Source organism: Mucilaginibacter lappiensis, assembly GCF_050433765.1.
Taxonomy (GTDB): domain Bacteria; phylum Bacteroidota; class Bacteroidia; order Sphingobacteriales; family Sphingobacteriaceae; genus Mucilaginibacter; species Mucilaginibacter lappiensis_A.
On record NZ_JBNPWP010000005.1, the window covers coordinates 336,973 to 360,721 of the forward strand.

A 23,749-nucleotide genomic window follows, 5' to 3' on the forward strand; every position below is an offset into this window, starting at 1 on the left:
GTTCAGTATCCCGGAAATATACCTGAAACGGTCTATTGCTTTTTCAGCCGGTACACATAACTATAGCTCTCGCCTTTTTTTTCCAGGATCAAACTATCGCCTTTGGTAATTTGTGTATAGGTACCATTCAATAAAAGTCCCCAGTCAAAATTAGCTGTATGAACTAAACTATCCTGAAAAGTTAGCTGGTTGTTATTTACGGTATAGCTGCCACGGCTCCCAATTGTCATAAAGGTATTTAATGTAGCCTGATATGTTTTACCTGAAATTACAATTTTAACGGTGCCGTTGGCTGCATTAACACTTGAAGAGGTAAATGTACCTGTATAGGTACCTTCTAATTTTACAGGGGTGGCATTATCTTTATTGCAGGCCGCTAAAGTCGCCACCGCAAATAGCATTATAATAAGGCTTTGTGATTTCATGAGTTTGGTGTTTATAATATTACGAAGAATTTAAAGCCAATGCTACAGTCTGTTAAAACACTGGTTTAAACATCCCGCTAAGGCAGGAACATACATCTCCAAAAAATAAATTTTTAACTTTGCCGCTTATGATGATCAGTGCGGCAACTCCATTCACTTTACTCGGGCAAAACCTTTTATTACTCCCTCAAAAAGCAATTTTCTGGGAGCAGCAAAAAGCATTAATTATTGCCGATGTACATTTTGGCAAAGTAGGCCATTTCCGCAAAGCTGGCATCGCGGTACCCCGGGATATGGAACAAAGTGACCTGGCAACCCTGTCGGACCTGATCAGTGAATACCGGCCCGAAAAATTATTGTTCCTTGGCGACCTGTTCCACAGCGATATGAATAATGATTGGGACTGGTTTATCCTTTGGCGCAGCCAGTTCCCCAGCCTGCAGATCATCCTGATCAGGGGCAACCATGATATTATTGCCGACAGCCATTATCAAAAACTAAATATCGAACTGTATGATGAATTGTTAATTGGCCCTTTCCTCATGCTGCATCATCCGCTACCCGATATACAGTTACAACATGCCTCGGGTTACGTTTTTTGCGGGCACATCCATCCGGGAGTTAGTTTAAGTGGCCGGGGCAGGCAGTCAATTACACTGCCTTGTTTTGCTTTTAGCAGCAAGCAGGCCGTACTGCCGTCTTTTGGTAAATTCACCGGCAAGGTGGCCATTCGCAGCCGGTTAACCGATAAAATATTCGCGGTTTTAAAGGATAAAGTGATCGCTATTGATTAATTACACCTTTAATATATAGGCTATTATACAGCAAATGCAGTGTAATTTGAATGCAATTTCTTAGATTGATTCTAAATAGCCTTTTCACGGTCAATAAGCCAATTGCATTTCTATCTTTTGGCATTTAATAAATACTTTTGCCTAAAATAAATCTATTTCATAATGAGCGAATTTAAACAAACCTTTAACTCATCGCTGGGAAAAAAGCTGATCATGGCTTTAACAGGCTTGTTTTTGTGTACTTTTATTATCGTACACGTAGGAGGTAACCTGTTGCTGTTTAGCAACGACAATGGTTTTGGCTTTAATGTATATGCCAATTTTTTAACACATTTTCCGCCTATTGAGGTTGTTGCGTGGATTTTGTACCTGTGTATCGCGGTACATGCGTTATACGGACTTATCTTAACCGTTAAAAACCGCAAAGCGCGCCCGGTAGGTTACGCAGTGCAACCCAAGTCAGATGCCAGCTGGTCATCAAAAAACATGGGCTTGTTAGGCTCTATCCTGTTTCTGTTTATAGTTATCCACATGGGCAACTTCTGGTTTAAATACAAATACACCAATGAGGTTGGCTTTAAGGAGTACCGTACAGACCTGGCTACGGGTCAAACTACGGAGTCGGCCTACACTCCTGTATCTGCCGATTTCAACCACTCCGTTTCTACCGAAAACAATGTGGAAATAGTAAGGGTGAAAGACCTGCACGCACGTGTGTCACACACCTTTGGTAATATCTGGTATGTAATTTTATATGTAATAGCAATGGGCGCGTTATCGTTCCACCTGCTGCATGGCTTTCAGAGTGCTTTCCGCACACTGGGCTGGGTACATCGTAAGTATACGCCTGTAGTATATGCTATTGGCACCTGGTTTTTCGCGGTAATTATTCCGTTTCTTTTTGCCCTTATGCCGGTATACTACTTTTTTGCACACAAATAAGCCCCCCAGCCCCCTAAAGGGGGAGCTTTCAGAGTTCCCCCTTAGGGGGTTAGGGGGCTAAACTACTCACTAAATATAAAATTAGATAAGAAATGAGTTTAGATGCTAAAATTCCTCAAGGCCCATTAGCCGAAAAATGGAGCAAGCATAAATTTAACCTGAAGCTGGTTAACCCGGCCAACAAGCGTAAATACGATATCATTATTGTAGGTACGGGCTTGGCAGGAGCTTCGGCCGCGGCTTCACTGGCCGAGTTGGGTTACAACGTAAAATCTTTTTGTTTCCAGGATAGTCCCCGCCGTGCGCACTCTATTGCCGCGCAGGGAGGTATCAACGCGGCAAAAAATTATCAGAACGATGGCGATAGCGTTTACCGTTTGTTTTATGATACTATTAAAGGTGGTGACTACCGTGCCCGCGAAGGCAATGTGTACCGCCTTGCCGAGGTATCGGTAAATATAATTGACCAGTGTGTAGCACAAGGTGTTCCATTTGCACGTGAATATGGTGGTTTGTTAGACAACCGCTCGTTTGGTGGTTCGCAGGTATCCCGTACGTTTTACGCCCGCGGCCAAACCGGACAACAATTACTTTTAGGTGCTTACTCTGCATTAAATCGCCAGATACATGCCGGCAAAGTAAAGATGTACACCCGTACCGAAATGCTTGATGTGGTTACCATTGATGGTCATGCCAAGGGTATTGTTACCCGTAATATGATCACCGGTGCTATTGAAACACATGCGGGCCATGCGGTATTGTTATGTACAGGTGGTTACAGCAACGTTTTCTATCTGTCAACCAATGCCATTGGTTCAAACGTTACTGCTGCCTGGAGAGCCCATAAACGTGGTGCATTCTTTGGCAACCCTTGCTATACCCAAATTCACCCAACCTGTATCCCGGTAAGCGGCGATCACCAGAGCAAGCTTACGCTGATGTCTGAGTCGTTACGTAACGACGGACGTGTTTGGGCACCTAAAACAGCTGCAATTGCCGAGCAATTACGCAAAGGCACACTGAAGGCTGATCAGGTTAAAGAAGACGACCGGGATTACTTCCTGGAACGTAAGTATCCTGCGTTTGGTAACCTTGTTCCGCGCGACGTGGCTTCACGTAACGCTAAGGAAATGGTTGAGGATGGTCGTGGTGTAGGCGCATCAGGTTTCGCTGTATTTCTTGACTTTGCCGACGCAATTAAGCGCCTTGGCGAAGAAACCGTTAAAGCCAAGTATGGTAATCTGTTTGATATGTACATCCAGATCACCGACGAAAACCCATACAAACAACCAATGCGTATTTACCCTGCAGTACACTATACCATGGGTGGCCTTTGGGTTGATTATAACCTGAGCACCAATGTACCAGGCCTTTATGCTTTGGGCGAGTGCAATTTCAGTGACCACGGTGCTAACCGTCTTGGTGCTTCTGCCTTAATGCAGGGCTTATCTGATGGTTACTTTGTGATCCCTTATACCCTTGGCGATTACCTGGCTACCATCGGCCCTAAAAAGGTTGATACCAGCCACCCTGCTTTTGAACAAACCAGGAAGGAAGTAATTGACCACGTAAATAAATTACTGGCATTAAACGGCACCAAAACGGCCGAAGCTTACCACCGCGACCTTGGCCACATCATGTGGGAATATTGCGGCATGGCCCGTACCGAAGAGGGCTTGACAAAAGCCAAAGGACTGATACAAGCCCTTAAAGCAGACTTCTGGAAGAACGCCAAAGTAGTTGGTGAAAACGAAGAGGTGAATGCTTCGCTTGAAAGAGCCGGCCGTGTTGCCGATTTTATTGAATTGGGCGAACTGATGGTTGATGACGCTTTAATGCGCCGTGAATCATGCGGTGGCCACTTCAGGGTAGAATCACAAACAGAAGGTGGTGAGGCAAAACGCGATGACGAGAATTTTGCATTTGTTGCAGCATGGGAGTTTAAAGGTGAAAACCAACCCGAAGTATTGCACAAAGAGCAATTGGTATTTGAATCGGTACATTTATCACAACGTAATTATGCTTAAGTAGTATCAAGTACATAGTATCAAGTATCAAGACAGCCGCATTTGTTTTAAGATACTTGCCAGAAAAGTCTTGATACTTGATACTAACTACCTGATACCATATATACTATATACTTGATACTAAATCTCAAAAAAGATGAGTAACGGAAATATGAACCTGACGCTTAAAGTATGGCGCCAGAAAAATGCTCAAACAGCGGGCAAATTTGTGACTTACAAGGCCGAAAGCATTTCGCCCGATATGTCATTCCTGGAAATGCTTGACGTTGTTAACGAAAGCCTTACCCTTAAGGGTGATGAGCCTATACACTTTGATCATGATTGCCGCGAAGGTATTTGTGGTATGTGCTCTTTATATATTAACGGGCACCCTCACGGGCCAAAACGTGCGGTTACTACTTGTCAGTTGCACATGCGTACCTTTCACGATGGCGAAACCATTACCATTGAGCCTTGGCGCGCATCAGCATTCCCGGTAATAAAAGATCTGGCGGTTGATCGTTCCGCGTTCGACAGGATACAACAGGCAGGTGGTTACGTATCGGTAAATACCGGTGGTGTACCTGATGGTAATGCCATCCCGATCCCTAAAGTAATAGCCGACGAAGCCTTTAACTCTGCTACTTGCATTGGTTGCGGCGCCTGCGTTGCAGCATGTAAAAATGCATCAGCCATGCTGTTTGTTTCGGCAAAGATCACCCAATTAGGCCTGTTACCACAAGGTCAGCCTGAGCGTTACCGTCGTGCACAATCTATGGTAGCCCAAATGGACGAAGAAGGTTTTGGCAGCTGTACCAATACCGGCGCCTGCGAAGCAGAATGCCCTAAAGAAATTAAGCTGACTAACATTGCCCGTATGAATAATGATTACTTCAGCGCTAAATTATTCCGCGAAGAAGAAATTCACGAAGAACAACATGGTGCTTAATCAAGATTGATCGTCTATATAATAAAAAGGCTTTGGAGATTTTCCAAAGCCTTTTTTGTTGAGCGTTCTTTTATTCCCTCCCTCGGGAGGGGTGCTGCGGCTGGTGTGATGGCAGGGAGGGGTTTCATCGCTGGTTAAACCCCTCCCTGCCCCTCCCAGGGGAGGGAATCGCACTGTCCCCACATTTACCAACTTGTGACCAACTTGCGCTCGTCTATGACGAGTGTTTAATATGGATGGGCGATTATATCGCCCAATCAGCCGAGTTTAAAGCCAATTGATTATTTCCGCCGTTGTTGGTGTTGTCACCATAGGTGTTCGGAAGATTGTAATTGCAGTGTATATTCCCTCCCTTGGGAGGGGTGCTGTGGATTGTGAAATGGCAGGGAGGGGTTTATACGTGCGATTAAACCTGTAATGTTCAATAAACCCCTACCTCCCCCTTCCCCAAGGAAGGAATCGCACTAGGCCCAAGCTTTCTTTTTATTTCTTCCCAACACCTATAGTGTTGTCACCAATAACATGCTTTGATAAAATAGTTGTTAGTGACAAACTACCTTTCGCCTTTGACCTTTATCCTTTTACCCCAGCTTCATATTTACCGGATCCCATTTAATAACCTTGTTTTCGAAGTAACTGTCATTACAGGCCAGGCAAGGGGCAGCTGCGCGGAAACCGAATACGGCATCCTCAACCACGGGTTTTCCAGTTTTCATGGAATCAAAAAAATTGGCAAAATGTTCATTGGAATCATTGTAGCCTTCAGGTTCGCGATAAATAACATCATCCATTTTGGGCGCCTGCCGGTCGGCTGCAGAATATTTTTTATTATAATCCTCCACAATGGCTTTCTGCATGGCTTCGGGATAAGTTTCGAATGAATCCCATCCACCATAACCCGGGGCTACCGGCATTTTACGTTTACGTATGGTAAAGCCTCCGCCATCGCTCATATCAATAACACCTTCAGAGCCTACTATTTTGGTTGTGGAGCGCTCACCCTCGCCGCTTACAAAATTAACCCGCAAGGTGGTTTGGAAAGCCGGATGCTCAGGTGATTCAGGGTAGGAGATTACCGCGCTCATTACATCAGGCACATTGCGCCCATCCTTCCAGTAGTCGAGGTCGCCAATCGAAAATATTTTGTTGGGTCCTTTGGAGCCGGTTATAAAGTGGATGCCTGTAAGCAGGTGTACAAAAAGGTCGCCGGCTACACCGGTTCCATATTCGCGATAATTGCGCCACCTGAAAAAACGGTTGCTGTCATAAGCATGCTTCTCTTTACTATTGGCCTGAAACTGATCCCAGTCTACCGTTTGTGCCGAGGCGTCAAGCGGTATAGTATACTGCCACGCCCCTAATGCGCTTTGCCTGCTGAACGATGCCTCGATCGAGTTGATCTTTCCTATAGCGCCGGCCTGGTACAGTTCCTGCGCTTTTTTAAAGGCAATGCTGCTTACCCGCTGACTGCCTACCTGAAAAACAGCCTTGGTTTCCTGCTGCGCCTTTATTTCTTTAAGTCCTTCACTGATGTGATGCACCATGGGCTTTTCGCTGTAAACCGCTTTGCCCTTGCGCATGGCCTCAATAGATATAGGCGTATGCCAGTTATCGCTGGTGGCTACTATTACGGCATCAATATCCTTGCGGTTTAATATCTCCCTATAATCAGCAGTGGTAAAAATATTGTTACCATAAAGCTCTTTAACCCGGTCAAGCCTGCCTTTATACAGATCGGCACAAGCCACCAGTTCAACCCCTGGAACGCTTAGGGCCGCCCGTGTATCATTAAAACCCATAATGCCCATGCCTATGGTGGCTATTCTGATCTTATCATTAGAGCTGATCCGTTTTTCGGCCTGTAGTATCCGTTTTTCATGTTCTTCCTTTGCAGCCAGGCTGGTAAGCGATGCCGAAGTAAGAATAACTGAGGTGCCAAATTGCTTTAAAAATTTTCTTCTGTCTGTTGCCATAGGTTTATGCATCAAGGTTTGGTAAATGAATAATTGGTTAATACGATCAGGTATATTTTGCAGGGGCGCAAATACGGGATGTATTTATATGCAATATAAAAGAACAAAATTTAGTCTGCAACTTTTTAATATTATTTAAAAAGTTTAATTTGCATAACGTTTCCAATAAACTATAACCTCTTTATGAAAAAATTATCCTTATTGCTATGTTGCTGCCTTGTGCACTTTTTATCATTTGGCCAGGTTGCCCAAAGCGGCTTATCCATTATTCCTGAACCGGTAAAAGCTGCCCGGTTTGCGGGCCAGTTTGTGCTACCTAAAAATGTTATTGTGGAGGCCAGTGCACTGCCTGAACTTACCCCGGTAACGGCTTATCTTAAAAAGAAACTGTCTACAGCACCCGGTTCATTAGTTACCATAAAAAATGTTGCTCCAACCGCATCTATCCGTTTGATCCTGAATAAAACGGTGGACACGCTGATCGGTAAAGAGGGATACAAATTATCGGTAAAAGCAAAAAAGGTGGTGATAAGGGCTAATGAGGCGGCCGGCTTGTTTTATGGGGTGCAAACCCTGATGCAGTTACTGCCTACAGAGATTGAAAGCATTGAGCCGGTTAAAAATGTAAAATGGGCAGTACCTTGTGTGGAAATTACTGATTATCCCAGATTTGCCTGGAGAGGACTGATGTTTGATGTAGCCCGTCACTTTTTTACCAAGGCCGAAGTAAAGCAATATATAGATGCTATGGTGAAGTATAAACTTAACCTGCTGCACATGCATTTAACCGACGATGAAGGCTGGCGTGTTGAGATCAAAAGTCTGCCGAGGCTAACCACTGTAGGGGCCCTTAATGTTAAAAAGGTGGGCCAGTTTGGTACATTTACCCCCCCCGCGGCTGATGAGCCGCGTAATTACGGTGGTTTTTATACCCAGGATGATATTAAAGAATTGGTTCAATATGCCAAAGACAGATTTGTAGATATATTGCCCGAGATTGATGTACCGGGACATAGCCTTGCCGCGGTTGTAGCCTATCCGGAACTTTCCTGTACACCGGGAGCCGATAAATATGTAGTTAACTCTGGTGAGCCTTTTATGGACTGGAGTGGTCCGCATAATAAGGCCATTGTTGATAACACCCTTTGCCCGGCCAACGAGAATGTATATACGTTTTTAGATAAAGTAGTAACCGAAATAGCACAGTTATTTCCTTTCCCATACATCCACATGGGTGGCGACGAGTGTGCTAAGAATTTCTGGGAGCAAAGCGATGCAATTAAGGCCCTCATGATCAAGGAAAATCTAAAAGATCAACAGGAAGTGCAAAGTTATTTTGAGAAACGCCTGGAAAAAATAGTAGAATCAAAAGGCAAAAAGTTTATGGGTTGGGACGAAATTCTTGAAGGAGGCTTAGGTCCTAATGCCGCGGTCATGAGCTGGAGAGGTATTCAAGGGGGAATTCAAGCCGCCAAAATGGGTCACGAGGTGATAATGAGCCCTACAACTTTTGCTTACCTTGATTATATGCAAAGCGACCGCGTGAATGAAACCCACATTTATGCCACATTACGTTTAAATAAAACCTACGAGTTTGAGCCGGTACCCGACAGTGTTGACGCCAAACTGATTAAAGGCGGCCAGGCTAATTTATGGACGGAGCAGGTTTACAACATTCGCCAGGCTGAGTATATGACCTGGCCAAGGGGTATGGCCATTGCCGAGTCGGTATGGTCGCCGAAGGAGAAGAAGAACTGGAACTACTTTTTTGGTAAGGTAGAAAAACAGTTTAACCGTTTTGATGTGGCCGAGACAAAATATGCACCAAGCGTTTATGACCCATCTTTCGATGCTATCCGCAACGCGGATAAAACCCTGAAGATCACCCTGACCAATGAGGTAGAGGGGCTGGACGTTTATTACAGCTTTGACAATTCGTTCCCGGATAGGTTTTATCCAAAATATACCGAACCAATTGATGCGCCAAAAGATGCTACCACACTTAGGGTAATAACTTACAGGGGCAAAAAGCCAATTGGCCGCATGGTTACCATGCCGCTTTCGGAATTGAACGGCCGGATTAAATAAGGAGTTTAAATTCTGGATTATTTGTAACAAAGCCTTCCTGATGATATATCAGGAAGGCTTTGTTGTTACCCTTTTGTCATGCCGAACTTGTTTCGGCACCCCATATGCAGCGTTGTACAACATTGCAGCTGGCTTGTCCAGAGAGATCCTGAAACAAGTTCAGGATGACAAATTGTTTTTGTTTTTACTTCAACTCCGGAAAACGGGCATTATCAAAAATACTTTTATCAGCTGCCATTTTCTCTACATCCTGCCATTTGCGTGGCGCATCTATTGATAAAATTGTGCCGCCGTTTTTACCTATCTGTACATCATCTTCAATACGTACACCAATATTCCACCATTTTTTGTCGCAGGGGCTGCCGGCCGGAATATAAATACCAGGCTCAACGGTAATTACCATATTGGCGCTCAGGTTACCATCGTAACCGCCCTTATCATGTACATCAAGCCCTAAATGGTGTGAGCATCCATGCGGGTAATATTTTCTAACTTCTGATGCATCCTTTATAATACCTAATTTGATCAGGCCGGCGGCCAGCACTTGTTCTGATTTCTTTTCCAGTTTGGCATAAAGAGTTCCTTCTTTACATAATTTAAAAACCTCTTCCTGTGCATCATATACCAGCTGGTAAATAGCACGCTGATCGTCAGTAAACTTTCCGTTGGCGGGCACCGTACGGGTTACATCGGCCGAGTAGCCATGATATTCGGCGCCAACATCCATCAGGGTAAGCTGGTTATCCAGTTTGGTCGCGCTGTTTTCTTCATAATGTAAAATACATCCATTGGCACCCGCGCCAACTATTGGTGGATATCCTTCATCCTCGGCACCATATTTTTTATGCACATACATGAAAATGCCCTCCAGTTCCCTTTCAGACATCTGGGGTTTAATAGACCGCATTATTTCGGCATGAGCGATGCTTGATATCTCTACAGATTTTTTTAGCAGCACCAGTTCTTCCGGTGTTTTTATGCCCCGTAAAGTATTGGTATAGTTATTATAATTTGATATGCCCGAAAAACTTGCATTGATCTTTGCCTTTACATCAACCAGGGTTGCAGAATCAGGCTTATTTACCAACTCCTGTATAATGGCGCTGTTTTTATAGGCTTCTTTATCAAGTTTTGGTTTTAAATAATTGATGATGCGTGCCAGGTTACCGGGCATAGCACGTTTATTGATCAGGCTCAGATCGCCCATTAACTGCCTATCTATATTAGGGATATTGGCTTTACTTTTAAAGGCATTTACCAGGTTCTTTAATTCACCTGCCGAGCCATCACCGGTAACATCCGCGGGCATTTCGTCATAAAATACAGCGCTGAACTTTTTAAAATCAATCGGAAAATTCACGAAAGCTTCGCTGTTATAAACGCGCTTAAAACCAAGTTGTGTCTTCACTCCTTCCACACCAAGCCTTCTGCCAGTCCACTGCTCGCGTTGTGGGTCCCGGTGGCGTACAAAAAACAGTTCGTTGTAACTACTATCGCCATCGGCCTGCACATCTTTAAAAATAAGCAGCACCGCATTGGGTTCTTTATAGCCCGAAAAATAATAAAGATCGGGGTTGGGGTGATAAACGTAATTTACATCATTTGAAAAAACCTGGTCGGGGTACGAAAAGATCACCGTAACCGAGTTGGCCGGCATCAGGTTGCGCAGCGCCTGCCGCCGGCCGGCGTGAAACTCTTTGCTCAAATAATCCTTTGGCAAATTTTCGGTACTGTTTACTGATTGTGAAAATCCCTGAAATACGCCCAGGCACATAGCGCCTGCAACGAAAAGTATTTTGTGATAAGATCTCATAATGGTTAATAGGTAAAGTCAGTTAAAACTTGGTCAATATACAAAATATGGTGTACAGCAAAAAGCATGGGACATAGCACCATGCATTATGAATTATACACTTTTTAGACTTGTTTTACAAAACATGAAGTTCTGCCAATTCCTTTTCCAACTGTTCTGACGATGTAAAATGGATGGTTTTAATGCCGGCCTTTTCGGCGGCCAGCACGTTGCGGTAGTTATCATCTATAAACAGGGCTTCCTGTGGGTTTACCTGGTAACGATCAAGCAGGATCTGGTAAAACTCAGGAGCGGGCTTACGCATCTTTTCGGCTCCTGAAACTACAATACCATCAAACCAGCTCAGAAAGTCATACCGCTGCAAAGCCACCGGAAAAGTTTCGGCCGACCAATTGGTAAGGGCATATATTTTATATTGGTTGCCGGCTTTTAAACGACGTAGGATATCAACAGTGCCGTGAAAAGGTTCGCCCAGCATTTCTTCCCAGCGGCCATAAAATGCACGAATATTGGTTTCATGTTCCGGGAATTGTGTTACCAGTATCTCTGTGCCTTCCTGCAATGAGCGACCGGCATCCTGTTCCTCGTTCCAGTCTGAAGTGCAAACACTGGCCAGGAAGTTTTTCATTTCCTGCTCGTCATCAAATATGGTCCGGTACATGTAATGCGGGTTCCAATCGATCAAAACCGCACCCAGGTCAAAAATTATTGTGTTGATCATTTCTTATTACCGCTTTCTACAACTTTGATATCGGTTACCACCGAATCTTTGTTCAGGTAAAGAATAAGGTTTTTATTAGGCTTTTTGCTGCCAAGGTCAAGCTGGCTCACAATTTCATAATACATCATGGTTGAATCGGCCCTCTGAGGCCTGTGGAGCAGGCTAATTACCTGCTGATATTTCAGGCCCTTCAATTTATGGTTCTGAAGTAAGTCGTTCAGCATCTTATCCCGGTTAGGAAAGATTAAGCCGTCACCATAATCCCATTTATCCCGGTCAAATTTCATTTCTCGGCTGCATGAGGTGGAAACAACAATAAGCAGGCTGAACAGGATGATTATATTTTTGTTAAACATGGTATGACAGGTTTCGCCGACCAAATATAAATATAACCACTCCCTTATTCAGCATTCAATAAATAATCTTTAAACGTATCAAAATCCTTACTTAATGGAACAGACAGCTTTGTTTTTGACTGCAAGGCTTTAACCTCCTCTGGTATTTCAATTTTAGCGCTGATCTCCTCACTAAAAACATCCGGGAATTTGCATGGATGGGCGGTTGATAAAAATACACCTGCAGTATCTGCACTGCTATGATCATGCTGATAATCAGTTAAGGCTTGCCAGGCTATGGCGGTATGCGGGCAAACTACATAACCATAGGTATCAAAAACCCAGTTAATGGCTTTTACAGTTTCTTCGTCGTTGTATTTAAAACCAACCACCAGCTCTTTAAGCTTAGCCATATCTTCCTTAAACAGGTCGGCAATGCGCACCCAGTTACTTGGATTGCCTACATCCATCGCATTTGACAGGGTGGCCACAGATGGCTTAGGCTGATAAACGCCGGTTTTTAAAAACTCAGGAACAGTATCATTAGCATTGGTTGCCGCTATAAATTTTTCAACAGGCAAGCCCATTTTCCAGGCCAGTAAACCAGCACCAATGTTACCAAAGTTTCCACTCGGAACCGAGAAGATCACTTTTTTAACACCTTGCCTTAACAACTGCGCATAGGCATTAAAATAGTAAAAGGTTTGCGGCACCAAACGCGCAATGTTAATAGAGTTGGCCGATGTTAAACGGAATTTCTCATTTAGCTCCGCATCGGTGAAGGCTTGCTTAACCAGCGCCTGGCAATCGTCAAATGTACCGTCAATTTCCAGCGCGCGGATATTTTGTCCGTTGGTGGTGAGCTGTTGCTCCTGCACACCACTTACCTTGCCTTTAGGATATAATATGGTTACCCTGGTATTAGGTACACCTAAAAAGCCCAGGGCCACCGCGCCGCCAGTATCACCACTTGTGGCTACCAGCACGTCCAGTTGTTTTTCGCCATCCTCTAAAAAATAGCTCATTACCCGGCTCATGAAACGGGCGCCAAAATCTTTAAATGCCAATGACGGTCCGTGGAAAAGTTCCAGTACATGAACGTTCTCATCCAATTTTACAACAGGAGCCGGGAAGTTGATAGCATCATCGATCAAGGCTTTCAGATCAGCTTCGGGCATGGCATCACCCAATAGGTTTTTAGCTACACGGAAAGCGATCTCGGGTAAGGTGTATTTATCTAAATTGCTGATAAAATCCGCATCCAAACGAGGGATGCTGATGGGCATATATAAACCTTTATCCTGCGGCATACTGTTAAAAACCGCGTCTTTAAAGGATACTTGTAATGAGGTGTTGTTGGTACTGTAAAGTTTCATTTTGATTTCGGATTAGCCCCCTCTAAATCTCCCCCTAAAGGGTGAGACTTTTGGAACTTTTGTTTGTATTGTTTTTCTTCCTGGCTGTCGTGCTGAGCTTGTCGAAGCATGGAGGGCAGGCCTCTGCACGCGCCCTTCGACAAGCTCAGGGTGACACCCTCTTTTTAAAGCCCTCTCCCCTTAGGGGAGGGTTGGGTTGGGCTACTTACCCTATCACCTTAGGCCCTGCATCATTGATGGTAGACACATAGGTGTTTGAACCAATGTTAAGACCGGTTAAATGCTGCTGTAATTTTTGGGTAATGAGCCTTGCTGTTTCTTCATCTTTAGTAAACGCAAAAACCGACGGACCAGAGCCTGATATGCCAAAACTTACCGCACCCATACTCATGGCCATTTCGCGCATTTTATAAAAATCAGGGATCAACATGGAGCGCACCGGCTCAACCAGTACATCTTTCATGCTGCGGCCTATCAGGTCAATATCCTGCATAAACAAACCGCTCACTAAGCCCGCAATATTACCCCATTGGGTCACGGCATCCTTCATCTGTATGTTTTTCCGGATGATCTGGCGGGCCTCACGTGTTGGCACATCCACATCAGGGAAAACGATGGCGCAATACAATCCGGCCGGATGCGGCAGGCGTACCACATCAAGCGGTTCATAACTGCGTATCAGCACAAAGCCACCTAAAAGGGCAGGAGCCACGTTATCCGCATGACCATGCCCGCAGGCCATTTCCTCGCCTTTCATGGCAAATGGCAACAGTTTGGCAGGGTCAGCATCATCGCCCAATAAGGTTTTTATGGCGAACAAGCCCGCAACCGTACTGGCCGAGCTGGAACCCAGTCCACTGCCTATAGGCATTTTTTTGTGCAGCTCAATATCCAGTCCTATATCTGCACGGCCAACGCTTTGCAGGTAATGCTGTACGCTCACGCTCACGGTATTTTTTGCAGGGTCAAGCGGCAAACGTCCGTCATCGCCGGTAATTTTACTGATGGTGATGCCTGGTTTATTGGTAACGCGCATGATTACCTCATCGCCCGGTTCATTAACAGCGAAACCCAGCACATCAAAACCGCAAACCACATTGGCAACGGTAGCCGGAGCAAAAACGTGAATACCTGCGCCAACGCCCCCCCCGCCCCCTAAAGGGGGTGCTATCTGTGGAGCGGCTTTTACTTCTTGTATTTTATTATCTTCCATTTTTTTAATATCAAATTATTCCTCCCCCTTCTGGGGGGTCAGGGGGTTATCAAACTATAGTTCCCCCTTTAGGGGGTTAGGGGGCTTATGGGCCTGGTTTAATTCGCTCCCAAATTTATTAAATCAGCAAATACACCGGCAGCGGTTACTTCTGCACCTGCGCCGGGGCCTTTTACTACCAGCGGGCGCTCCCTGTACCTGTCGGTGGTGAACGATATAATGTTATCGCTGCCCGACAGCATGTAGAACGGGTGATTTTCATCAACCATTTGCAGCGTGATGGTCACTTTTCCATTTTCCAGCTTGCCAATATAGCGTAACACTTTTCCATCCTTTTCAGCTTGCTCTTTTAGTTTAGCAAAGTGAGCATCTTCGGTTTTAAGCGTTGCATAAAAATCCTCTACAGATTTGGCTTCTAAACTGGCTTTGGGTAATACGCTTTCAATTTCCACGTCGGCCTCTTCCATTTGGTAACCTGCATCGCGGGCCAGGATCAGCATTTTACGCATAAAGTCTTTGCCGCTCAAATCATCCCGCGGATCGGGCTCGGTATAGCCCTTTTCCTGTGCCTCTTTTACCACATCATGGAAATTGGCATCGCCTTTAAAGTTATTAAAGATGAACGATATAGTTCCCGACAGAATGGCCTCAATACGTTGCACTCTGTCGCCACTGTTCATCAGGTTTTTCAATGTATTGATGATCGGCAGACCGGCACCTACGTTGGTTTCGTAAAAGAAATCAACCCCATGGCTGCGCGCGGTATCCCTAAAAGTTTTATACTGTTTATAACTACCCGAGTTGCCAATTTTATTACAAGTGATCACCGAGATATTGGCTTTAAAAACTTCCTCATAAAAACCCACCGGAACCGGGCTGGCCGTATTATCAATGAATACACAGTTGGGCAGGTTCATTTCCTTCATGCGATTAATGAACCCCTGCAGGTCGGCCGCATATGGGGAGGCCTGCAGATCATCCTGCCAGGTATCTAAAGAAATACCATCACTGTTAAAAGTCATTTTACGGGTATTGCTCACACCGGCAATTTTAACCTGTATGCCATTGTTATCCTTTAAATATTCGCTGTGGGCTTTCAACTGGTTAAACAAAGTTTTACCAATGTTGCCGGTACCCAGGCAAAATGCGTGCAGGGTTTTGGTAAGCTGCACAAAAAATGCATCATGTACAGCATTCAACGCTTTTGAAAGATCATTTGCCGATATGATAACCGATATATTATACTCAGACGAGCCTTGCGCGATAGCCCTTACATTAACCCCGTTACGGCCCAGCGCATGGAACAACTTGCCCGACATGCCCGGGGTTTGTTTCATGTTTTCGCCCACAACGGCTAATATGGCCAGATTTTTTTCGATCACTAAATGCTCCAGCTTTTTGGCCAGCAGCTCCAGTTCAAATTCCTGCTCAATTACCAGCTTAGCTCTTTCGGTATCCTGTGGTTGTACCGCGAAGGTGATGCTATGCTCTGATGACGACTGTGTGATGAGGATGATGTTGATCTGCTCGCGGGCGAGTAATGAGAATAACCGGCCGCTAAAGCCTGATTTACCCACCATGCCACTACCCTCTAAATTGAGGATACTGATATTATTGATAGAGGAAATTCCTTTAATAGGCAGTGCCGATGCCTTGCAATCGTGACGGATCACGGTGCCCTCAAACTCCGGCTCAAAAGTATTTTTGATCACGATAGGGATCTTTTTCAAGAAAGCCGGGATCATGGTTGGCGGATAGATCACCTTGGCGCCAAAGTAGGAAAGCTCCATCGCTTCGGTATAAGTAAGCTCAGTTAGTGAGAATGCCTTTTTTACCATACGCGGGTCGGCGGTCATCATGCCATTAACATCTGTCCATATCTGGATCTCTTTGGCGTTAAGAGCAGCACCAAATATAGCAGCGGTATAATCGCTGCCGCCACGGCCCAGGGTAGTGGTTTGGCCAACATCGTTACCTGCAATAAACCCGGTTACAAACAGCATTTTGCCTTTATTTGCTTCGTAAAGGTTGCGGATCAACAGCTCAGACAACTCGGTATTTACCTTTGCCTGGCCAAAGGCACTGTCGGTTTTTATTACTTCTGATGCATCAACAAAAAGCACCTCTTTAAAATGCTGTGCCGCAATTTTGCTCACCATAATAGTTGAGCAGCGCTCGCCGTAGCTTAAAACCTGGTCGCGTGTTTTTGGCGTAAGTTCCCTTAGGGTTAATACGCCCTGCAATAATTCTTCTAACTGGTTAAAGTGAATTTTTAAACGGGTAAAGGCGGGGTTTTGATTTTGTACCGTGAGCAGGTTTTTCACCACATCAAAATGGCGTTTTTCCAGCTCAGCTAACGCTGCGGTAAAATCACTGCCGTTAGCGGCATCCTCGGCCATTGATGCCAGCAGGTTGGTTACTCCACCCATTGCTGATAGTATAACTACCGGTTTTTCTTCGTTTTTAACTTCATCACTCAGGATGTTTAAAAGGGTTTGGATGCTGGCAACTGATCCTACGGATGTACCGCCAAATTTTAGAACTTTCATTTATAGTTTAGTATCAATATTTTAAATATTCCCCGGTTGGCCTCACCTAAATCCCCTCCAAAGGAGAGGACTTCAATATTTATTCCCAGAACCCTCTCCTTTGGGGAGGGCAGGGTGAGGCTTTTTAAACAAAAAAGCCTTCCTCTTTGCGGAGGAAGGCTTTCATTTGGTTTCTTTTTATGTTTTACACCATACGATTATCTTCCTCCGGTAACTTTGCCGATGGTAATAATTGATGTAATAATGGTGTTGTTAAGTATCATATTTTAATGTCGACAAAGTAAATAGATATTTTTCTAATAAGCAAGCTAAAAATGTTTTATTTTTTCAATACCTGTTAACTTTCCTAAATTGCACCCCTTATGCACGGACTCATTACCAAATCGACCGGAAGCTGGTACCAGGTACAAACACCCGATGGGCAACGGATAGATTGCCGCATTAAAGGGAAGTTTAGGATGAAGGGTATCACCACCACCAACCCTGTTGCCGTTGGCGATGTGGTTGATTTTGAAATGGAGCCGGATAGTGAAAACGGTGTGATCACCAATTTACGACAGCGTAAAAATTATATTATCCGTAAAGCTATTAACCTGAGCAAACAGGCCCAGATCATTGCCGCCAATCTTGACCAGGCATTGCTGGTAGTTACTTTGGCCTCGCCACGCACCTCTTTAGGGTTCATCGACCGCTTTTTGGTTACCGCCGAAGCCTATGATATACCGGCCCGCCTTATTTTTAACAAGCTCGATTTGTTTAGCGATGAAGGCTTGGAGATACTGGCCGATTATAAAGCCATATATGAAAAAATTGGTTATCCATGTTTTGAGGTTTCGGCGCTGGAAGGGACCAATATTGATCAGGTGCAGGAATTATTGAAAGATAAGGTGACACTGTTCTCGGGCCATTCCGGGGTAGGTAAATCAAGCCTGATCAATTCCCTGTTGCCCAGTCTGGATCTGCGCACACACATGGTATCTGAGTGGAGCGATAAGGGTATGCACACCACTACCTTTGCCGAAATGTTTGAACTGCCACAAGGTGGGTTTATTATTGACACCCCCGGTATCCGTGAATTAGGTGTTATCGATATAGAAAAACAGGAACTCAGCCACTTTTTCCCCGAGATGCGCTCACGCATGAACCAGTGCCGTTTTAATAACTGCCGCCACATTAACGAACCCGGCTGCGCCGTGTTAGAAGCACTGGAAGAAGGTGAAATAGAGCTATCGCGCTATGAAAGCTATTTGAGCATTTATAATGGGAATGATACGAGAGCGTAGCAGCATCTCCCCCTTTTTTAGTTGTCATCCTGAGGAACGAAGGATCTATTATTGAGTATGCATATCGCAGAGTAGGCGCTTCACTGCGTTCAGCATGACAGATGGTGAAATAGAGCGTCATGCCGAACTTGTTTCGGCATCTCACATGAAAGGCTTTACAGCAAGTCGGTTAAATGTCCTGAGAGATACTGAAACAAGTTCAGGATGACAGGTGCTTTTTATGTTGTTGTACGGTTTCTACTTTGCCGCTTCTTGCACCAGTACATCAACAATTGATTGTTTATTGGGTAAATATTTATTGCAAAGAAACATCCCGCCCTTACCTGTAGCCTTGTTAAAAAACAAATAGGCGCCCACACCTGGGTCATCGCCGTCATGGCCAATGGTTCCGTTAGTGTACAGGTTCCAGAAAATTCCTTTGTTACGGTAGGTTAAGTTGATGTCTTTAGGCGGATGCTCTTTGCTGAACTGCGGGGTAAACATGGCCTGGTATGATGCTTCGGTCAGGAGCTTTTTGTCATGACTGCTAATGGCCATCAGATACCGGCTTAAATCCGCAGCAGAGGTTTTCAATCCGCCATCGGGATAGGTAGTAAGATCATATAACGGGAACCAGCTTTTTTGATCGAGATACAATTTGGCGTGATCTTTTAAATTCACATCAGGAATATGCCAGCCGGAGTGATCCATCTTTAATGGCTTCAGGATATATTTTCTTGTAAAATTGGCGTAGGAGAGGTGCGATTTGATCTCGATGAGATAGGCCACCAGCGCCGAACCGATATTGCTGTACGATGATGTGCCCCCTGCCAGCCCCTGGCCAAAGTTAGCTTTGCTGTAATATTTGCCTTGTGGCGATAAATAATTGTAAAAGAATTGAGTTAAAGTAGTGTCTTTTAATTTTTCGCCAAAGCCCATCTTATTCAGGACCATTACTGAGGTGCTGTCATACGCCCGTAGCTTCGGGTAAAAACGATAGCTGTAATGATAAATCTCCGGGTTATCAATAATGCCCGACGTATGATCGGTTAATTGCCTTATGGTTATTTTACCATCCGGGTCATTAGGGTTAGCTACTTTAAAAGGCAGTATCTCGTTAATGTCGGTTTCTAAAGTAAAATACTTCAACTCAATAGCCTTCATCAGCGCAACCGCTATAAAAGTTTTACTTACTGAGCCAATGTTTTGAATGGTACCGGCAGAATAGGGAATATGATTGGCAATATCGGCATAACCAAAACCATGCTGGTAGGTTGCTTTATTGGCATCGGTCATGATCACATACATGCCGGGCAGGCTATCCTGCGCAAATGCCTGTTGCAGTTTGTTGGTAAGGGAATCGGGTTTAGCCTGTGCTTCGGCCTTATTTAAAGCCAAAGCACATGTAAGGCAAATCAAAATGGTGCACAAGATAGGTTTGCTGGGTTTCATATACTATATTACAATAATATGTGTGACAACCCCTATCCCGATCAGAAATATTTTTTACCTCCGGGATTACAAATCCTATAGCAGTTATTCGCCCAAAGCTGTCTTAAAATCCTCCATCAGATCATCCAAATCTTCGATACCTATTGACAGGCGGATCATGGTTTCGGGGATGCCCATTTCGGCGCGCTTTTCGGCACCCAGCTCAAAAAATATAGTTTGTGCCACCGGGATAGCCAGCGTACGGGTATCGCCCAGGTTACTTGATTTTACAACCAATTTAAGCTTGTTTAAAAAAGTGAGGCAATCAACACTTTCATCAAGCTCGATGCTCATTAATCCGCCAAATTTCTTAAACAGTTTAGCCGCCCTGTCATGCTGCGGATGACTCTTAACGCCGGGATAAAATACATTTTTTATGAGTGGATGAGCTTCAAAATACTGTGCTAAAGCCAAAGCATTGTCGCAAGAGCGTTCCAAACGCAGGGCCAGTGTTTCGGCACCTACCGCTATAGAATGAGCTGCCTCGGGCGATAAAGTACCACCTGAATCCCTCAGTCCTTTTTTACGAATTTGAGTAAGACCCAGCGTTTCGGGCTTTACCTGTTTTTTAAAGGTTTCAAATATGTTAGGGTATACCGTCCAGTTAATTAAGCCGGTATCGGTAACGCTGCCGCCCAGCGCATTGCCGTGGCCGCCAATATATTTGGTTAATGAGTTAATTACCAGGCCTGCCTTTACATCAACCGGGTTAAACAGGTAGGGTGATGTCATGGTATTATCAACCATATATATAATGCCCTTTTGCGCGCAAAGCTCGCCTATGGCTTCCAGATCGGCAATCTGGGTTGCTGGGTTGGCAATGGTTTCCACAAAAACCATCCTGGTATTTTCTTTAATTTCGTTACGTACGTTTTCAACATCGGTAGCATCAACAAAAGTGATGTTTAAGCCCATGTCAATATAAGTTTGAAATATACTGCGGGTGTTGCCAAATAAAAATGAGCTGGCAACAACATGATCAGCTTGCTTTATAAGAGCCATTACCGTAGCCGAAATTGCAGCCATGCCTGTTGAAAAAGCAATGGACGCTAATCCCTTCTCCATCTGCGTTACCTTTTGCTCTAAAGCGGTAATGGTTGGATTGCCCTGGCGTGAGTAGGCGTAGCCTTTTTTCTTATTCTGAAAAATATCAACCAGGTCCTGTACATCCTCATGCCCATAGGTTACCGAAGTATGTATGGGTTTATGTAATGAACCATGTTCTGGTTTACCTAAACGGTCGGAGTGTAAAATGGTGGTAGTAAAGCCTTTTTTAGTTGTCATTTTATCCCTATTAATTAAAAAGCATAATAGCGGTTGCGAACTTAATGAAATAGGCACAAATTTTAGCCACGAATTTCACTAATGCGATGGAATTGACACGAATCTGAATGATTTCATGTTTTATTCGTGAAATTCGACCTTATTCCTGTTAATTAGTGCTTAAATAATTATTTATGAGGGCTGTATTACAACGCGTTTCGGAAGCAAGCTGCATGGTTGATGGCAAAATAACCGGCGAAATCAAGACTGGTTTTTTGGTTTTGTTGGGCATTGAAAATGACGATACCGATGACGACCTGAACTGGCTGGCCAATAAAATGGTTAACATGCGTGTTTTTGGCGATGAAAATGACCTGATGAACAAAGCACTGGCCGATGTTGACGGCAATATCCTGCTGATATCACAGTTCACCCTGTTTGCCCAAACCAAAAAGGGTAACCGTCCGTCGTTCATTCGTGCGGCAAAGCCTGATAAGGCCATACCGATGTATGAGCAAATGATAAAAGTATTAGAAGGCCTAACAAACAAAAAAGTGGCTACCGGAATATTTGGAGCCGATATGAAGGTCAGTTTGGTTAATGACGGACCTGTAACCATAATAATAGACACGAAGTCTCGCGAATGATATCGAATTTCACGAAAAATAAACACCAATCAATTTAATTCCTATGGCTAATATATTATTTAAAGAGGAGTCTTATAAAATAATCGGGGCTTGCTTTGAAGTGCATAATATATTAGGGCACGGGTTCAAGGAAGCCGTTTATAAAGATGCATTGGAGCTTGAGTTTATCAAGTTAGAAATTCCCTTTGTTAGGGAAAAGCCTTTCTGCATTATTTACAAAGACCAGAAATTAAAGCATTTTTTCATAGCCGACTTTGTAATATATGATACTATTATACTCGAAATAAAAATTGGCAGTTATATTGGTGAACCTTATATCAAACAAACTTTAAATTATCTGAAAGCGTCGGGCTTACGTTTGGGGATGGTAATAAACTTTGGAGCCCCATCACTAAACTACCAAAGAGTAATCTTTTAAACAATCAGCTATTAGTTACACGGCATTAATTAGTGTAATTCGATAAAATTCGTGTAATTAGTGCAAATTCTTTTAAATAATTATGGAAATTAAAGAAGCGCAGCATCTTGTAGATAAGTGGATAAAAACCATGGGTATCAGGTATTTTAATGAGCTTACCAATACGGCTATTTTGATGGAAGAAGTGGGCGAGGTGGCCCGCATTATGGCAAGGCAGTATGGCGAGCAATCATTCAAAAAATCAGATACAGAGGTTAATCTGGCCGATGAAATGGCTGATGTATTGTTTGTACTGATATGCCTGGCTAACCAAACCGGAATTGACCTCACGGATGCGCTGGAGAAAAATATGGAAAAGAAAAGCATCCGTGATGCCGACCGGCACCGGAATAATGAGAAACTGAAGTGATGCTTTATTGAAATTATATTTTAAATAAAACAATTTAACAAAATATAATTCTGTTGAATTTAAAATAAACATAATTTAATAAGGCAGCATTCGTTTATACAGTATAACTAATTTGCCTTATTATGAAAGCTTATCTTATCCCCTTTACTTTGTTGCTGACCTTTTCGGCTTGCGGAAACAAAAACACTGAACAAAATAATAACAAAGTTGAACAGGTCAAGTTCTCACCACCTATTGTAAAGCCAGATAATGAGGTAATAGAAGCACCTCCATCGCAGAGTTATGCTGTAGCTGATAAGGCGGAAGGAAATGCTTATACTAATAATGCCAACCAGGTACGTGACACGACAAAAAAGATCATCAAAAACGGCTCTATTGAGTTTGAAACCGCTAACATTAATGCCACCCGCAAAAGGATCCTGCAATCGCTCAAAAAATATGGCGGTTATGTTGACGAGGATAATCAGTCGACCAATAGTGGTATCGACCGAAAAGAGTATAATTTAAAAATAAGCATCCCGGCTAAATACTTTGATTTTTTGGTTGATTCTGTTTCGGCATCGGCAGATAAGATTGATAGCAAAAACATATCTGTCACAGATGTTACCACCCGGTATATCGACATAAAAACAAGGCTTGATAATAAAAAGATCCTGGAAAACCGGTATCTCGAATTGCTGAAAAGAGGGACAAAGATCTCGGACCTGCTGGAAATTGAAAATAAACTTACCGAGATCCGCAGTGATATTGAATCGACACAGGGACAATTAAATTACCTGAACAAACAAGTTGCCTACAGTTCGCTGGAGATTACTTTTTACACCCAACATGTAGAAAAAACAGATAAAGGCACCGGCCTCGGCTATAAACTTAAAACCGCCCTGGCCAATGGCTGGAACATTTTACAAAGCTTGTTTTTTGGTGTGATCACGATATGGCCGGTTATTATTATGATGCTGGTAGTCTATTGGCTGTTTAAAAAGTGGAGAAGAACAAGAAGAGCGAAAAAGGTGGAGTAATTACGTCCATTACTTCAGTACGTCATTGCGAGGTACGAAGCAATCTCTATGCTATA

20 protein-coding genes are annotated in these 23,749 nt (G+C 43.8%); 10 read left to right on the forward strand and 10 right to left on the reverse strand.

Annotated elements, in window-relative coordinates:
• Positions 1–32: 32 nt before the first annotated feature.
• Positions 33–425 carry a hypothetical protein gene (locus M2273_RS17815; protein ID WP_429399106.1) on the reverse strand — a complete coding sequence of 131 codons (393 nt, stop codon included), beginning with the start codon at positions 423–425 and terminating at the stop codon, positions 33–35.
• Positions 426–553: 128 nt separating this feature from the next.
• On the opposite strand from M2273_RS17815, the gene pdeM reads away from it, so the two are divergent.
• The 4 genes from pdeM to M2273_RS17835 all read left to right on the forward strand — a co-directional run bounded on the left by pdeM (position 554) and on the right by M2273_RS17835 (position 5,116).
• A complete protein-coding gene (gene pdeM / locus M2273_RS17820; protein WP_429399107.1) occupies positions 554–1,219 on the forward strand; it encodes a ligase-associated DNA damage response endonuclease PdeM in 666 nt (221 codons plus the stop codon).
• Between the two features lie 162 nt (positions 1,220–1,381).
• On the forward strand, positions 1,382–2,161 hold the full coding sequence (locus tag M2273_RS17825) for a succinate dehydrogenase cytochrome b subunit (protein WP_429399108.1): 780 nt from the start codon (positions 1,382–1,384) through the stop codon (positions 2,159–2,161).
• Positions 2,162–2,253: 92 nt separating this feature from the next.
• Positions 2,254–4,188 carry a fumarate reductase/succinate dehydrogenase flavoprotein subunit gene (locus tag M2273_RS17830; protein ID WP_429399109.1) on the forward strand — a complete coding sequence of 645 codons (1,935 nt, stop codon included), beginning with the start codon at positions 2,254–2,256 and terminating at the stop codon, positions 4,186–4,188.
• Positions 4,189–4,324: 136 nt separating this feature from the next.
• Positions 4,325–5,116, forward strand: coding sequence for a succinate dehydrogenase/fumarate reductase iron-sulfur subunit (locus tag M2273_RS17835; protein WP_429399110.1), 792 nt, complete (start codon positions 4,325–4,327; stop codon positions 5,114–5,116).
• Between the two features lie 581 nt (positions 5,117–5,697).
• On the opposite strand, the gene M2273_RS17840 is transcribed toward M2273_RS17835, so the two are convergent.
• Positions 5,698–7,089 (reverse strand): Gfo/Idh/MocA family protein, encoded by a 1,392-nt coding sequence (locus M2273_RS17840; RefSeq protein ID WP_429399111.1) that lies wholly within the window; start codon positions 7,087–7,089, stop codon positions 5,698–5,700.
• Between the two features lie 183 nt (positions 7,090–7,272).
• Between M2273_RS17840 and M2273_RS17845 the strand changes: the two genes are divergently transcribed.
• Positions 7,273–9,177, forward strand: a complete 1,905-nt coding sequence (locus tag M2273_RS17845; RefSeq protein ID WP_429399112.1) for a beta-N-acetylhexosaminidase — start codon at positions 7,273–7,275, stop codon at positions 9,175–9,177.
• A 184-nt stretch (positions 9,178–9,361) separates the two neighbouring features.
• Here M2273_RS17845 and M2273_RS17850 read toward each other — a convergent pair whose 3' ends face one another.
• The 6 genes from M2273_RS17850 to thrA form a co-directional block, all read right to left on the reverse strand.
• Positions 9,362–10,990, reverse strand: a complete 1,629-nt coding sequence (locus M2273_RS17850) for an aminopeptidase P N-terminal domain-containing protein (RefSeq protein ID WP_429399113.1) — start codon at positions 10,988–10,990, stop codon at positions 9,362–9,364.
• 115 nt (positions 10,991–11,105) lie between these two features.
• A complete protein-coding gene (locus M2273_RS17855) occupies positions 11,106–11,711 on the reverse strand; it encodes an HAD family hydrolase (protein WP_429399114.1) in 606 nt (201 codons plus the stop codon).
• Positions 11,708–12,067 carry a hypothetical protein gene (locus M2273_RS17860; protein WP_429399115.1) on the reverse strand — a complete coding sequence of 120 codons (360 nt, stop codon included), beginning with the start codon at positions 12,065–12,067 and terminating at the stop codon, positions 11,708–11,710. Before M2273_RS17860 ends, M2273_RS17855 begins: the two co-directional genes overlap by 4 nt.
• A gap of 44 nt (positions 12,068–12,111) precedes the next feature.
• Positions 12,112–13,422, reverse strand: coding sequence for a threonine synthase (thrC, locus tag M2273_RS17865; RefSeq protein WP_429399116.1), 1,311 nt, complete (start codon positions 13,420–13,422; stop codon positions 12,112–12,114).
• A 205-nt stretch (positions 13,423–13,627) separates the two neighbouring features.
• Positions 13,628–14,635 carry a homoserine kinase gene (locus M2273_RS17870; protein WP_429399117.1) on the reverse strand — a complete coding sequence of 336 codons (1,008 nt, stop codon included), beginning with the start codon at positions 14,633–14,635 and terminating at the stop codon, positions 13,628–13,630.
• 98 nt (positions 14,636–14,733) lie between these two features.
• The gene (thrA, locus tag M2273_RS17875) at positions 14,734–17,184 is read right to left on the reverse strand and encodes a bifunctional aspartate kinase/homoserine dehydrogenase I (protein ID WP_429399118.1); all 2,451 of its coding nucleotides are present in this window, start codon (positions 17,182–17,184) and stop codon (positions 14,734–14,736) included.
• Between the two features lie 362 nt (positions 17,185–17,546).
• On the opposite strand from thrA, the gene rsgA reads away from it, so the two are divergent.
• Positions 17,547–18,467 (forward strand): ribosome small subunit-dependent GTPase A, encoded by a 921-nt coding sequence (gene rsgA, locus M2273_RS17880; RefSeq protein WP_429399119.1) that lies wholly within the window; start codon positions 17,547–17,549, stop codon positions 18,465–18,467.
• A 237-nt stretch (positions 18,468–18,704) separates the two neighbouring features.
• On the opposite strand, the gene M2273_RS17885 is transcribed toward rsgA, so the two are convergent.
• Both M2273_RS17885 and M2273_RS17890 read right to left on the reverse strand, forming a co-directional pair.
• Positions 18,705–19,898, reverse strand: coding sequence for a serine hydrolase domain-containing protein (locus tag M2273_RS17885; protein WP_429399120.1), 1,194 nt, complete (start codon positions 19,896–19,898; stop codon positions 18,705–18,707).
• A gap of 84 nt (positions 19,899–19,982) precedes the next feature.
• A complete protein-coding gene (locus M2273_RS17890) occupies positions 19,983–21,221 on the reverse strand; it encodes a cystathionine gamma-synthase family protein (RefSeq protein WP_429399121.1) in 1,239 nt (412 codons plus the stop codon).
• A gap of 173 nt (positions 21,222–21,394) precedes the next feature.
• On the opposite strand from M2273_RS17890, the gene dtd reads away from it, so the two are divergent.
• The 4 genes from dtd (at position 21,395) to M2273_RS17910 (ending at position 23,693) form a co-directional block, all read left to right on the forward strand.
• On the forward strand, positions 21,395–21,847 hold the full coding sequence (gene dtd / locus M2273_RS17895) for a D-aminoacyl-tRNA deacylase (RefSeq protein WP_429399122.1): 453 nt from the start codon (positions 21,395–21,397) through the stop codon (positions 21,845–21,847).
• Between the two features lie 43 nt (positions 21,848–21,890).
• A complete protein-coding gene (locus M2273_RS17900) occupies positions 21,891–22,265 on the forward strand; it encodes a GxxExxY protein (protein ID WP_429399123.1) in 375 nt (124 codons plus the stop codon).
• Between the two features lie 82 nt (positions 22,266–22,347).
• Positions 22,348–22,674 (forward strand): nucleotide pyrophosphohydrolase, encoded by a 327-nt coding sequence (locus tag M2273_RS17905; RefSeq protein WP_076371234.1) that lies wholly within the window; start codon positions 22,348–22,350, stop codon positions 22,672–22,674.
• Between the two features lie 122 nt (positions 22,675–22,796).
• Positions 22,797–23,693 carry a DUF4349 domain-containing protein gene (locus M2273_RS17910; protein ID WP_429399124.1) on the forward strand — a complete coding sequence of 299 codons (897 nt, stop codon included), beginning with the start codon at positions 22,797–22,799 and terminating at the stop codon, positions 23,691–23,693.
• Positions 23,694–23,749: the final 56 nt, after the last annotated feature.

Bases quoted from the DNA above. Each gene is read 5' to 3' on its own strand.
- M2273_RS17815 (WP_429399106.1), bottom strand. From the start codon at position 425: ATGAAATCACAAAGCCTTATTATAATGCTATTTGCGGTGGCGACTTTA.
- pdeM (WP_429399107.1), top strand. From the start codon at position 554: ATGATGATCAGTGCGGCAACTCCATTCACTTTACTCGGGCAAAACCTT.
- M2273_RS17825 (WP_429399108.1), top strand. From the start codon at position 1,382: ATGAGCGAATTTAAACAAACCTTTAACTCATCGCTGGGAAAAAAGCTG.
- M2273_RS17830 (WP_429399109.1), top strand. From the start codon at position 2,254: ATGAGTTTAGATGCTAAAATTCCTCAAGGCCCATTAGCCGAAAAATGG.
- M2273_RS17835 (WP_429399110.1), top strand. From the start codon at position 4,325: ATGAGTAACGGAAATATGAACCTGACGCTTAAAGTATGGCGCCAGAAA.
- M2273_RS17840 (WP_429399111.1), bottom strand. From the start codon at position 7,089: ATGGCAACAGACAGAAGAAAATTTTTAAAGCAATTTGGCACCTCAGTT.
- M2273_RS17845 (WP_429399112.1), top strand. From the start codon at position 7,273: ATGAAAAAATTATCCTTATTGCTATGTTGCTGCCTTGTGCACTTTTTA.
- M2273_RS17850 (WP_429399113.1), bottom strand. From the start codon at position 10,990: ATGAGATCTTATCACAAAATACTTTTCGTTGCAGGCGCTATGTGCCTG.
- M2273_RS17855 (WP_429399114.1), bottom strand. From the start codon at position 11,711: ATGATCAACACAATAATTTTTGACCTGGGTGCGGTTTTGATCGATTGG.
- M2273_RS17860 (WP_429399115.1), bottom strand. From the start codon at position 12,067: ATGTTTAACAAAAATATAATCATCCTGTTCAGCCTGCTTATTGTTGTT.
- thrC (WP_429399116.1), bottom strand. From the start codon at position 13,422: ATGAAACTTTACAGTACCAACAACACCTCATTACAAGTATCCTTTAAA.
- M2273_RS17870 (WP_429399117.1), bottom strand. From the start codon at position 14,635: ATGGAAGATAATAAAATACAAGAAGTAAAAGCCGCTCCACAGATAGCA.
- thrA (WP_429399118.1), bottom strand. From the start codon at position 17,184: ATGAAAGTTCTAAAATTTGGCGGTACATCCGTAGGATCAGTTGCCAGC.
- rsgA (WP_429399119.1), top strand. From the start codon at position 17,547: ATGCACGGACTCATTACCAAATCGACCGGAAGCTGGTACCAGGTACAA.
- M2273_RS17885 (WP_429399120.1), bottom strand. From the start codon at position 19,898: ATGAAACCCAGCAAACCTATCTTGTGCACCATTTTGATTTGCCTTACA.
- M2273_RS17890 (WP_429399121.1), bottom strand. From the start codon at position 21,221: ATGACAACTAAAAAAGGCTTTACTACCACCATTTTACACTCCGACCGT.
- dtd (WP_429399122.1), top strand. From the start codon at position 21,395: ATGAGGGCTGTATTACAACGCGTTTCGGAAGCAAGCTGCATGGTTGAT.
- M2273_RS17900 (WP_429399123.1), top strand. From the start codon at position 21,891: ATGGCTAATATATTATTTAAAGAGGAGTCTTATAAAATAATCGGGGCT.
- M2273_RS17905 (WP_076371234.1), top strand. From the start codon at position 22,348: ATGGAAATTAAAGAAGCGCAGCATCTTGTAGATAAGTGGATAAAAACC.
- M2273_RS17910 (WP_429399124.1), top strand. From the start codon at position 22,797: ATGAAAGCTTATCTTATCCCCTTTACTTTGTTGCTGACCTTTTCGGCT.